At 35.8% G+C, this 12,142-nt stretch carries 10 protein-coding genes; 9 read left to right on the top strand and 1 reads right to left on the bottom strand.

Annotated elements, in window-relative coordinates; translation table 11 throughout:
- Positions 1-167: 167 nt before the first annotated feature.
- The gene (locus Q5760_RS16715) at positions 168-656 is read right to left on the bottom strand and encodes an N-acetyltransferase (RefSeq protein ID WP_428908751.1); all 489 of its coding nucleotides are present in this window, start codon (positions 654-656) and stop codon (positions 168-170) included.
- Between the two features lie 274 nt (positions 657-930).
- Here Q5760_RS16715 and Q5760_RS16710 point away from each other — a divergent pair, with 274 nt between their 5' ends.
- From Q5760_RS16710 to Q5760_RS16670, 9 genes are all read left to right on the top strand, one after another.
- Positions 931-1,857, top strand: coding sequence for a 2-dehydropantoate 2-reductase (locus Q5760_RS16710; protein ID WP_428908750.1), 927 nt, complete (start codon positions 931-933; stop codon positions 1,855-1,857).
- Positions 1,833-2,228, top strand: coding sequence for a DUF3397 domain-containing protein (locus tag Q5760_RS16705; protein WP_428908749.1), 396 nt, complete (start codon positions 1,833-1,835; stop codon positions 2,226-2,228). Before Q5760_RS16710 ends, Q5760_RS16705 begins: the two co-directional genes overlap by 25 nt.
- 74 nt (positions 2,229-2,302) lie before the next feature.
- Positions 2,303-3,928 (top strand): bacillithiol biosynthesis cysteine-adding enzyme BshC, encoded by a 1,626-nt coding sequence (gene bshC, locus Q5760_RS16700; RefSeq protein ID WP_428908748.1) that lies wholly within the window; start codon positions 2,303-2,305, stop codon positions 3,926-3,928.
- 372 nt (positions 3,929-4,300) lie between these two features.
- Positions 4,301-4,732 (top strand): division/cell wall cluster transcriptional repressor MraZ, encoded by a 432-nt coding sequence (mraZ, locus tag Q5760_RS16695; protein ID WP_428908747.1) that lies wholly within the window; start codon positions 4,301-4,303, stop codon positions 4,730-4,732.
- A 42-nt stretch (positions 4,733-4,774) separates the two neighbouring features.
- Positions 4,775-5,707 (top strand): 16S rRNA (cytosine(1402)-N(4))-methyltransferase RsmH, encoded by a 933-nt coding sequence (gene rsmH / locus Q5760_RS16690; protein WP_428908746.1) that lies wholly within the window; start codon positions 4,775-4,777, stop codon positions 5,705-5,707.
- Positions 5,708-5,757: 50 nt separating this feature from the next.
- Positions 5,758-6,111: a cell division protein FtsL gene (gene ftsL / locus Q5760_RS16685; protein ID WP_428908745.1), complete on the top strand. Its 354-nt coding sequence runs from the start codon at positions 5,758-5,760 to the stop codon at positions 6,109-6,111.
- Positions 6,111-8,429: a penicillin-binding protein gene (locus Q5760_RS16680; RefSeq protein WP_428908744.1), complete on the top strand. Its 2,319-nt coding sequence runs from the start codon at positions 6,111-6,113 to the stop codon at positions 8,427-8,429. The genes ftsL and Q5760_RS16680 overlap by 1 nt, the downstream gene beginning before the upstream one ends.
- A gap of 80 nt (positions 8,430-8,509) precedes the next feature.
- Positions 8,510-10,444, top strand: coding sequence for a stage V sporulation protein D (locus Q5760_RS16675; RefSeq protein WP_428908743.1), 1,935 nt, complete (start codon positions 8,510-8,512; stop codon positions 10,442-10,444).
- Positions 10,445-10,649: 205 nt separating this feature from the next.
- Positions 10,650-12,125, top strand: coding sequence for a UDP-N-acetylmuramoyl-L-alanyl-D-glutamate--2,6-diaminopimelate ligase (locus Q5760_RS16670; RefSeq protein WP_428908742.1), 1,476 nt, complete (start codon positions 10,650-10,652; stop codon positions 12,123-12,125).
- The last annotated feature ends 17 nt before the right edge of the window (positions 12,126-12,142 follow it).

The raw sequence follows: 12,142 nt of genomic DNA, 5'->3' as shown, positions 1-12,142 counted from the left end.
TAAGGCTTTAGTGGAAATTATGGAAAGAGCAAGAAAAATGGTGGTCTTGAAAGATGAAGAGTATGCGCAAAAAGTAAGATTTCAAATGGATAAAAACGGAAATTTAGAGAAATTAGATAAATAAAAAATAAGCAGACAGCTGTCTGCTTATTTTTTATCTCTTTTCCTTATTTTGTTGAAACGTGATCTGGAGTCCAAATCAAAGGATTTTCTCCTAGGTCTCGTTCTAAATCATAGTTAACAGAATGAAACCCCATTTTCTCCCAGAAACTTCTTGATTTTACACGAGGATTTGTCTTTATGGGCATTCCGAATTCTTTAGCAAAGTTTACAAGGGCTGTGCCATACCCTAACCCTTGATATTCTGGTAGTACTTCTAGCTTCCATATTTCTAAGTAGTCAACGGGAGGTTCAAAATAACGGTTATATTTTCCGCTAACTTGATATACACTCATTCTGGCAACTAACCTGTCCCCAAAGTAAATTCCATAAAAAGGTGATTCGCTATCATTTTCAATAATATTTGCTTGAAGATCATCGCTCATTGACAATTCTTGAATTCCATATTCTTTAAAACTTTTAAAATCCTCAAGAGTTTTAAAGTTTACCTTTAATTTTACAATCTCTTTTTGAAGATCCCTTTTTGTTTTAACCATGTGAATTCCCCCTTTTTACGTAACTTCCAAAATCAAAAGAGTCAAATTGAAAACGTAAGTTTGTAGTCTTTTTAGATATTTAATAAATCTAAAAATTAATAACTGTTTGTATATTATTATATAACATTTTCATTATAAATGCTTTATTTTCGCATTGGTAAACGGTTGCGAAAAAGTTTGCGCATGTTTTTTCGAAATTCTATACGGTCTAAGGTGGAATTCGTTATAATGAATATGAATGCGTAAAGATAAACAATAGAAGGGATCGATATATATGAAGATTGGCGTCATAGGTGGAGGTGCAATTGGCTTACTATTTTCCTACTATTTAAGTGAAATACATTCCGTTTGTTTATATGTACATTCAGAAGAGCAACTGGAAATCATAAAAGAGAAAGGGATTTTATTAGAAAAAGAGGGTCAAATGAAAAGTAAATCGATTCCCGTGAAAATTTTTTCCGAATGGCATGGTGAGGAGGACGTTACACTTATTGCATTGAAGCAATACCACCTACCAGGCATGATTAGCCGGTTTTCATCCTATAGTTCAAAAAAACATGCCTTTTTATTTTTGCAAAATGGTATGGGCCATTTGAAATATTTTGATAAAATGGATGGAGAAATCTATATAGGAACCGTTGAACATGGAGCGATGAAATTGGACGGTAATCATGTCATTCATACAGGATTAGGGGTAACAAAAATAGCCGCTTTTCGAGAAACAACCGTAAAGTTTCATCATTTTATTAAAAAAATCCAAGACGAATCTTTTCCTTTTGTTGTTGAAGATGATTATGAACAGATGCTTATTCAAAAGTTAGTCGTAAATGCTATAATTAATCCATTAACTGCTATTTTGCAAATTAAAAATGGTGAACTCATACATAATCCCTATTATTTCGAATTAGTAAAAAGGATGTTTACAGAAATTCGAGAAAGTCTCAATTTACAAAATGATGACAAGTATTTTAAACATATCATGGCCGTTTGTGAACAAACCGCACAAAATGATTCATCAATGCTACGAGATTTAAAAGAAAATAGACCCACAGAGATAGACGCAATTCTAGGTTATATTTTGGAGAGAGCCGCAGAAAAGGAAATCAGTACTCCTGTCTTGGAAGTGTTCTATCAGGCAGTAAAGGGAAAAGAATGTAGGGTGGAGGACAATACAACGTGTCAGAAGTTATATCTTCAATAATTGCAACTTTCGTGACTATTCCATTGATAGGGTATATAATCGTTTTTGTAATTAGTAAACTCATTACAAGGCAACATCGTAAATCTGTAAAAATCGCTATAGATGTTACAACGTTATTACTTGTGATCGCTGTCCATTACTTCATCTTAGCGATCTGGGATATCTCATTGTTTTGGGTTATTTTATTATTCATGATCGTGGTTGCGATCGTGTTTGTTTTTACCCATTGGAAATTAAAACATGAAATCCACTTTGCCAAAGTGTTCAAGGGAGTTTGGCGGTTTCATTTTTTGTTTTTTGGATTAGTTTATCTTTTATTACTGGTATATGGTCTGGTCATACGCATAAGTATGGCGGTATCGGTTATGTAATGTATCATTCAAGATGATAAAGTTTGTAACAATAGAAATGATCCTTTTGGATTCATTTAGAAAGGAAGTTTTAAATGGAGATGTTGAATCTCTCGCTACCAGCAACGAATCCATTCGCAACAGGTTATCTTGCTGGGGCATCGGAAATACAAAAGTTTTTTCATTATCAATTTAAAAATCAATCTGATTATCAGAAACGGTTGATTGAATTACAAAATCGCAAATTTATGAGAAGAGAGTTATCTCAGTGTATTGAATTGTTTATGGAACCTTTTCCAACATCTGATGAAGTCAAGGATTCTCTCTTGAAACTAACAGATGATCAAAGTGTAGTCGTAATAGGTGGTCAGCAAGCGGGTATTTTAACAGGACCTCTCTATTCTATACATAAGGTGATTTCTATTATTGCTTTTGCGAAACAGAAAGAAGCCGAATTGAATATTCCTGTTGTTCCTGTTTTCTGGATAGCAGGTGAGGATCATGATTTTCAAGAAGTTAATCATATCTATATGGAAAAAGAAGGTAAAATTCAAAAGGTTACCTATCCTGAAAAAGTACTTGAAAAGAAAATGGTAACGGATATCGAGTTGAATCGGGAACAATGCTATAAATGGGTAGAAGAAATTATTGGAGAACTGGGTGAAACCGACTATACGAATGAACTTCTTCAATTTATGAAAGATTCCATTGAAAGATCCAAGACATTTGTTGATTTTTTTGCAAACATCATTATGGAGTTGTTTAAAAAAGAGGGTCTTCTCATTATCGATTCGGGTTTTTCGGGTTTGAGAAGTTTAGAAAAAGAAATTTTTATTTCTCAAATTGAACAAGCTTCAAAAATAACGGATTCTGTTAAGGTCGTTCAAAAGTCATTGAATGACAATGGATATCAACCATCCATTGATATAAGTGATCAGGCTTCAAATTTATTTTATTATGATGAAGCAAACCAGGAACGGATTTTGCTTGAATTCGAGATAGATGAACAAATGTTTTATGGCAAAAATGGGATGGTTCGTTTAACAAAGGAAGAGTTATTACAAATAGCTACTGAATTCCCAACCAAATTAAGTAATAATGTGGTGACTCGTCCCATAACTCAAGAGTTGTTGTTCCCAACATTAGCCTTTATCGCCGGACCTGGAGAAATTGCCTATTGGGCAGAGTTAAAACAGGCTTTTGAACTTTTTTCAATTAAAATGCCGCCCATTATCCCTAGATTAAACATCACAATAGTAGATCGATCTGTTGGAACAGATTTAGAAGAATTGAATTTATCAATTGAAAATGTTTTAGTGAATGGAATAGAAACGTATGAGAAGGAATTTTTAGAACATGTGAAAGATCAAGAACTAGAACAGTTATTCCAATCTGCGAAGGATGAACTCCTCGCACAGTATCAATTAATTGAGGATAAAATAGACAAAGGCTTAGCACCTCTTTTTAATAAAAACCGAGAAATTATTTTAGATCAAATTCATTTTATGGAACAAAAATCAAATGAAGCCATACGCAATAAACATGAAGTCGTATTAAACAAATATAAAAGGGTGGAGAATAAGCTTTTCCCTTTACACTCTCCACAAGAGAGAATTCTAAATCCGTTGCCATTTTTAAATGCCTATGGAAAGACATTTTTTGCTGAATTAATTCACTTACCGTATGAATTTGATGGGTTGCATAAGGTTCTTAAAATTTAAATAAAAGGATCATTTAATCTGAAGACTTTTCTAGGAAAGGTCTTCTTTTTTTTGCATTTTATTTTAATTCCCTCTAGAGAAGTCTCCAACTTCTAAAAGTGGGGTGATAAATCAAGTTTTTTATCGATTAAGTTGGGCTTCAACTCCCGGCTGAATCAAATTAAAGCCTCCGGGGGATGTCTCGGTTTTTTAAAGGGAGTTTCTCGAGCGACCTATTAGATTGTAACCTTACGCAAATTAGAAGGGAGAATTTGATAGATATTTTTAAGATGTTTTGAAGGATTTTTGAAATGTGGGGAGAATTATAAAAATAATGTGGAGGAAAGTGGAGGGATGTGGTAAAGTAATTTTAGAAAGTGGGGGGTAGCAGGTATGTTCATGGGCGAATATCATCATAATGTTGATACAAAAGGTCGCTTGATTGTGCCTGCAAAATTTCGAGATGATTTAGGGGAATCGTTTGTTTTAACACGAGGCCTTGATCAGTGTTTATTTGGATACCCTATGGACGAATGGAAAATAATTGAAGATAAGCTCAGAAATCTTCCGTTAACGAAAAAAGATGCACGCGCATTTACTCGTTTCTTTTTCTCCGGTGCAACTGAATGTGAAATCGATAAACAAGGACGTATTAATATAGCGGGAACGCTGTTAAACTATGCAAAGATTGAAAAGGAATGTGTAGTTTTAGGAGTTTCTAATCGAATTGAGATTTGGAATAAAGAAATATGGGAAGATTATTTTAATGAATCAGCGGATTCTTTTGCTGATATTGCAGAAAATATGATTGGGTTTGATATTTAATTACTAAAACCCAGAGTCGTTGAAATGAAAAGGTGGACAACAATGTTTAATCATAAAACCGTATTATTAGAGGAAGCTGTTGAAGGTTTAAATATTAAGCCTGATGGGATCTATGTGGATTGTACACTCGGAGGAGCAGGGCACAGTCAATTGATCCTTTCAAAGCTATCAGAAAAAGGGAAGTTATATGCTTTTGACCAAGATAGCATTGCTATTGGGAATGCTGAAGAATTGTTATCTCCTTTCGGTAATAGATTCGAAGCAATCAAAAGTAACTTTCTTTTTATTGAGGAAGAACTAGCAAAAAGAAATATATTTAAAGTTGATGGCATTTTATATGATTTAGGTGTATCATCCCCACAGTTAGACACCCCTGAAAGAGGTTTTAGTTATCATCATGATGCCCCTCTTGATATGCGGATGGATAAGGATGCTAATCTTTCTGCTTATCATGTAGTAAATGAGTGGACTTATGAGAAATTAGTCCGGATATTTTTTCAATATGGTGAAGAAAAATTTTCAAAACAAATTGCAAGAAAAATTGAAACGGCAAGAGCTGAGAAACCAATAGAAACAACTGCTCAGTTAGTAGAACTGATTAAAGAGGCTATTCCTGCGCCTGCTAGAAGAAAAGGCGGACATCCTGCGAAAAGAATTTTTCAGGCAATTCGAATTGCTGTTAATGATGAACTAAAGGTATTTGAACAGTCATTAATTAAAGCGATTCAATTATTGAAACCAAGTGGTCGAATTAGTGTCATTACCTTTCATTCATTGGAAGATCGAATTTGCAAAGTTACTTTTAAAAAAGAAAGTGATAATCCAGATTTACCACATGGATTACCTATTATACCTGAGGAATTCAAACCCAAATTAAAATTAATTACAAGAAAGCCGATTACTCCATCAAGTGATGAATTAGAAAATAACAACCGTGCTAGATCGGCTAAATTACGAATAGCAGAGAAGTGCTAGTTATGGATATAAAAATTGAAATTCTATGATATTATTGGAGGGATAGTTGAATGGCCAATTTAGCACGGCAACTTAGGCAAGAACAGCAACAACAAACAGTTGTAGCTCCTAAAAAGAAGGTTTTACAAAAAAGAGGTTTATCACCAGGAGAGAAAATTATAGGTTTATTGTTTGGAGCAATTGTTTGTATTGGCTCGATCCAAATTATCTCCAATCAGTCAGTCATCTATGAAGTGAATAAAGATATCCAGGTTACCCAAAAAGAGATTCAAACACAACAAAAATCAAACAGTGACTTGTCTATTCAAGTGAGTGAACTAAGTCAATATGATAGAATAAAAGAAAAGGCACGTGCACTAGGACTTCAATTAAATGATCAAAACGTTAAGGTTGTGCAAGATTAATGATTAAAAAGCAGAGAAATATTAATTTAGGAGCAGCGATATTATTTGTAATATTTAGCCTGCTCTTTTTTGTCTTATTTCTTCGTTTCCTTATCATTCAAACAACAGGGGAAGTAAAGGGACAGACGCTAGCGGCTAAGGCGGAACAAATGTATTCAGATACAACAAAGATTGATGCGAAGCGTGGGACAATCTATGATAGAAACGGGGAAGTGATTGCCGAGGATCGCAGCTCCTATAGTTTAATTGCGATCTTGAGTGAAAAAATGTCACCAGATCCCGAAAAACCAAATCATGTCGTCGATCTTGAAAAAACGGCAACAGAATTGGCTAAATATATTGATTTGAAAGAGTCTGAGATCTATGAAATATTGAAAACAGGTAAGGAAAATGAGAGGTTTCAAGTCGAGTTCGGTGCTGCTGGGAGGGATATCTCCTTAACCACGAAAGAGAAGATAGAAGATTTAAAACTCCCCGGTATTTCCTTCACTAGAAGTATGAAACGATTCTATCCAAATGGTGTTTTTGCGTCACACGTTATTGGATATGCGGAAAACCAATTGAATGAGAAGAAGGAAAACGAAACAGTAGGTGCCATGGGGATAGAGAAAAGTCTAAATTCCGTATTAACGGGTAAAGATGGGCACTATCAATTTGAAAGTGACATATGGGGCTATTTACTTCCGAATGGGGAAGAGAAGATTAAACCTGCTCAAAATGGGAAAAGTGTGTATTTAACGATTGACCGAAAGATTCAAATTATCTTAGAAGATGCATTGAATAAAGTAGAAGAAGAATTAAATCCGAAAAAAATGATGGCTATTGTAGCGAATGCTAAAACAGGAGAAATATTGGCAATGGGACAACGCCCCACTTTCAACCCTGAAACAAAAGAGGGCTTAAATGAAAGCTGGTATAACGAATCCATCGAATTGCCTTTTGAACAAGGATCGACTATGAAAATTTTCACGCTTGCTGCGGCTGTTGAAGAAGGGGTTTTCAATCCAAATGAAACATTTGAATCAGGGCAGTATAGAGTAGATTCGAAATCAAAGCCTGTATCAGATCATAATCGTGGAGTGGGCTGGGGAACGATTACCTATTTAGAAGGGATTCAAAGATCTTCGAATGTAGCGTTTACTAAGCTTGCAAATGAAAAAATTGGGTTTGATAGATTTGAAGAATATTTAAAGAAATTTAGATTTGATCAACCTACTGGTATTGATCTTCCTAATGAAAAACCAGGGACTTTAGTCTATAAATATCCACTTGAAAAAGCAACAACGGCTTTTGGACAAGGATCAACAGCTACTCCCATTCAGCTTGTTCAGGCTCTTACCGCAGTTACAAATGATGGCAATATGATGCAAACACATGTCGTTGATAAAATTGTCGATCCTGAAACGGGAAAAACGGTGAAGGATCAAAAACCTGAAGTGATTGGAAAACCTATTTCAGCGGAAACAGCCTCAAAAGTTAGAGATTATCTTGGTACAGTCATAACCGGAGAACATGGAACAGGGAAGAAATACGCAATTGAAGGTTATGAAGTTGCTGGGAAAACGGGTACAGCACAAATTCCTGGTAAGGGAGGCTATTTAAAAGGCCCGACAAACTATGTCTTTTCATTTGTTGGGATGGCACCTAAAGATGATCCTGAATTAATTGTCTATGTAGCGGTTCAACAGCCGGACAGTGACAATTATGCTGATGGGTCGAGGGCCGTTTCAATGATTTTTAATCCAGTCATGAAAAATAGTCTTCAATACCTTCACATTGAACCAACTCATAAAGCGGAAATCACAAAGGTGACAAATCCGAATGTTGAAGGTTTCTCGGTTGAAGAGTCAAAACAGATTTTATCACAACAAGGTCTTGAGGCAATCGTAATTGGTAATGGCTCAAAAGTGACAAATCAATTCCCGCTTAAAGATGAGATTTTAATCCCAGGTGAAAAAGTGATCCTAAAAACCGAAGGGGAATTAGTTGCGCCTGATATGACAGGCTGGTCCTTAAGGGATGTTATGAAAGTAGCGAAAGTAGCGAATATGAAGCTTAATAGTGTTGGAAATGGCTTTGTTGTCAAACAAAATTATCAATCTGGTTCAAAAATGAAAGAGGGAGAATATTTAATTGTTGATTTAGATCAACCTGAAGTGAATCGAGAAGAGAAAAAAGAAGACAATGGAGTGAATCAGGATCAAGAGGGTCGTGACGCCGATCCTAGTGAAGAATCAAACAATGATGAAGGGGTAAATGAATCGGCAGATGTAGAGGATGCAACTGAAGAGGTTAGTCAATTAGAAATGACAGATTAATGCTCCCTCTCATCTGTTCTATTAAAAAATGTACAAGCATATATTGGAACGAGCCATATTTTAAGGAGGTTCGTTCTTTTATGCGTGTTTCAAATGTTACGGTAAGGAAAAGGTTGACGATTGTTTTATTAGTTGGGATCTTTGTCTTTTTTATTATTGATATTCGCCTTGGCTATGTACAGTTTCTTTTAGGAGATGATTTAACCGAGAAGGCAAAGGGCCTATGGAGTCGAAATATTCCATTTGAACCGAAAAGGGGAGAAATCGTTGATCGAAATGGTGTAGCTCTTGCCACAAATATTAGTGCGCCAACCGTATATGTGGTTCCAAGACAAATTAAAAACCCTGGAGAGGCGGCTGAACAGTTAGCAACAGTATTAAACATGTCTACAGAAAAAGCATATGAATACCTAACAAAAAAGACAAGCTCTGTAAAAATTCCTGAGGGTAGAAAAATTTCACATGAAAAAGCGAAGGAAGTAAGAGCATTAGGGATTGAAGGGGTGTATATTGGTGAAGATTCTAAACGCCATTATCCCTTTGGGAATTATCTCTCCCATGTCCTAGGGTTTGCTGGTATTGATAATCAAGGATTAATGGGATTAGAGTTATCTTATGACAAAGAATTGAGCGGAGAAGAAGGCTCGGTTAAATTTTATGCAAATGCCAAAGGTGAGCGAATGAATGATATGGCAGATGATTATGAACCTCCTGTAGACGGTTTGGATTTAAAACTGACAGTGGACTCAAAAATTCAAACAATCATGGAACGGGAGTTTGATAATGCAGTAGCTACATATCAACCAGATGGAATGATAGGGATTGCGATGAATCCTAACACGGGAGAAATTCTAGCTATGTCTAGTAGTCCAAGCTTTGATCCAGCTGATTTCAGACATGTTGATCCCGATATTTACAATCGTAACCTTCCAATTTGGAGTTCATATGAGCCGGGTTCAACCTTTAAGATTATCACGTTAGCTGCTGCGCTCGAGGAAGGGAAAGTAGATCTAGAGAAAGAAAACTTTCACGATCCAGGTTTTGTAAAGGTAGGAGGAGCGAAACTACGATGCTGGAAGAGTGGAGGCCATGGAGCTCAAAGTTTCTTAGAAGTTGTGCAAAATTCTTGTAACCCTGGTTTTGTTGAATTAGGTGAAAGACTTGGAAAAGATACATTGTTTAAATATGTAAAAAACTTTGGTTTCGGTGAGAAAACTGGTATTGACCTACAAGGTGAAGCAAAAGGAATTTTATTTAATCTTGACCGGGTGGGTCCTGTTGAACAGGCGACGACTGCTTTCGGTCAGGGTGTTTCCGTTACTCCTATTCAACAAGTAACAGCTGTATCAGCTGCTATTAATGGGGGAACTCTTTACACACCTTACATTGCAAATGAATTGATTGATCCGACCACGGGTGAAGTGGTGATGAAGAAAAAGCCTGTTGCAAAAAGGCAGGTTATTTCAAAGGAAACTTCAGAAAAAATTAGATATGCCCTAGAAAGTGTTGTTGCCCAAGGAAGTGGGGGGAACGCATTTGTGGATGGATACCGTGTTGGTGGTAAAACTGGAACGGCTCAGAAGGCTCAAGGTGGCCGCTATTTGGAAAATAACCATATCGTATCGTTTATAGGGTTCGCACCTGCTGATGATCCGCAAATTGTTGTATATGTTGCTGTCGATAACCCAAAAGGAACGGTTCAATTTGGTGGTGTCGTTGCAGCCCCCATTGTTGGAAATATTATCAGTGACAGTATGCGAGTTTTAGGTGTGGAACCAAGAAAAGGACAATTAGAAAAAGAATTAAAATGGAATGACCCTGTTATGGTTGAAGTTCCTGACCTTGTTGGAATTACAAAAAGAGAAATTCGAGAGTTAATGGTGAATTTAAAAATTGATTCAAGTGGTGAAGGAGAAGTAGTGGTAAAACAAACGCCAAAAGCTGGAGTTAAATTAAAAGAAGGTTCGACGATAAGGTTATACTTTGGAGATTCAGAACCAACAAATAGTGAATAAAAGAGAAATGGCGGAAATAAAATCAAATATAGACATAAGGGCGGCTCGTTTTTTAAACGCTGCCCTTTATTTTTAGAATGACTTATTTTACGACTTTATTACATATAAAAATGAAAATAGATTAATTGCTATTTATCATGTAAAATAATATAGCTGTACATTTTTATCATTTACCAGCGTATGTTTTATTGAGAGGATGAAAAAATTGAAATTACATACTTTAATCCACTATTTATTACCTTTTATGCCAGTTGATCATCTTGATAATCCTGAAATTACGAGCATTGAAGATAACAGTCAAAACGTTAAACCAGGCTCTTTGTTTATTTGTATAAATGGATATACCGTTGATGGTCATGATTATGCTCAATCAGCGGTGAAGGCAGGGGCTGTTGCGATTATTGCAGAAAGAGAACTACCACTTGATGTTCCTGTTGTGGTTGTTAAGGATTCAAAAAGATCAATGGCTCTGCTAGCAGACTTTTATTATTCGCATCCTACACAGAGTCTCCATTTAATTGGAATTACAGGAACAAATGGAAAAACAACAACCAGTCATTTAATCGAAAAAATCTTTTCGGATCATGGAGAAAAGACAGGATTAATCGGGACGATGTATTCCAAAATTGGAGATCAAATATATGATACAAAAAATACTACACCCGAAAGTTTGATGTTACAAAAAACGTTTAAAAACATGATTGATGAAGAGGTTACAACAGCGGTAATGGAAGTGTCTTCCCATGCCTTAGTTGAAGGAAGGGTCCATGGCTGTGACTATGATGTCGCCGTTTTCACAAACTTGTCTCAAGATCATTTGGATTTTCATAAAACGATGGAAGAGTATGAAGCAGCAAAAGGTTTATTATTTGCGCAGCTTGGAAATGTTTACCATGACCAAAAAACAAAATACGCAGTGCTCAATGCTGACGACAAGGCAAGCAAGAAGTACAAAACGATGACTGCTGCAAGAGTTGTGACATATGGAATTGATCACGATGCCGATTTCAAAGCAATTAATATTAGGATGACAGCAAAGGGTACATCCTTCGAGTTGCAAAGTCCGTTAGGAAATGATCATGTTGAAATGAAATTAATTGGTAAATTTAATGTATATAATGTGTTAGCGAGTATCGCAACAGCTTTCGTATCAAATATATCGTTGCGAGATGCCATTAAAGTAATTGAAGAAACCGAAGGAGTATCGGGTCGATTTGAGGCAGTAAATGCTGGCCAAGATTTTTCTGTTATTGTCGATTATGCTCATACACCTGATAGCCTAGAGAATGTATTAAAAACGATTAGACAATTTGCGAAGAAAAGAATATTTGTTGTCGTCGGATGTGGAGGGGACCGAGATAAAACGAAACGCCCATTAATGGCAAAAATTTCTTGTGAATTAGCAACAGATCCTGTTTTTACTTCTGATAATCCTAGAACAGAGGACCCAGAACAAATTCTTCGTGATATGGAATCAGGTGTAGAGGGGAAAGTTTACCAGAGTATTATCGATCGGAAACAAGCGATTCAATATGTGGTGAATGAAGCAAGTACTGGGGACGTGATCCTAATTGCTGGTAAAGGGCATGAAACCTATCAAATAATCGGAAAAGACATCATTGACTTTGATGATCGTCTAGTTGCAAAAACAGCCATTGAGGAGAGATTTAAAAGATGTTAATTTATATAAATTTGAAT

Origin of the sequence: Niallia sp. Kr1 (assembly GCF_050389805.1) — a bacterium.
Taxonomy (GTDB): Bacteria; Bacillota; Bacilli; order Bacillales; family Cytobacillaceae; genus Bacillus_BD.
The sequence above is the reverse complement of the archived record's forward strand: the minus strand, read 5'-3'. Positions and strand labels throughout refer to the sequence as shown.

Bases quoted from the DNA above. Each gene is read 5' to 3' on its own strand.
- Q5760_RS16715 (WP_428908751.1), bottom strand. From the start codon at position 656: ATGGTTAAAACAAAAAGGGATCTTCAAAAAGAGATTGTAAAATTAAAG.
- Q5760_RS16710 (WP_428908750.1), top strand. From the start codon at position 931: ATGAAGATTGGCGTCATAGGTGGAGGTGCAATTGGCTTACTATTTTCC.
- bshC (WP_428908748.1), top strand. From the start codon at position 2,303: ATGGAGATGTTGAATCTCTCGCTACCAGCAACGAATCCATTCGCAACA.
- mraZ (WP_428908747.1), top strand. From the start codon at position 4,301: ATGTTCATGGGCGAATATCATCATAATGTTGATACAAAAGGTCGCTTG.
- rsmH (WP_428908746.1), top strand. From the start codon at position 4,775: ATGTTTAATCATAAAACCGTATTATTAGAGGAAGCTGTTGAAGGTTTA.
- ftsL (WP_428908745.1), top strand. From the start codon at position 5,758: ATGGCCAATTTAGCACGGCAACTTAGGCAAGAACAGCAACAACAAACA.
- Q5760_RS16680 (WP_428908744.1), top strand. From the start codon at position 6,111: ATGATTAAAAAGCAGAGAAATATTAATTTAGGAGCAGCGATATTATTT.
- Q5760_RS16675 (WP_428908743.1), top strand. From the start codon at position 8,510: ATGCGTGTTTCAAATGTTACGGTAAGGAAAAGGTTGACGATTGTTTTA.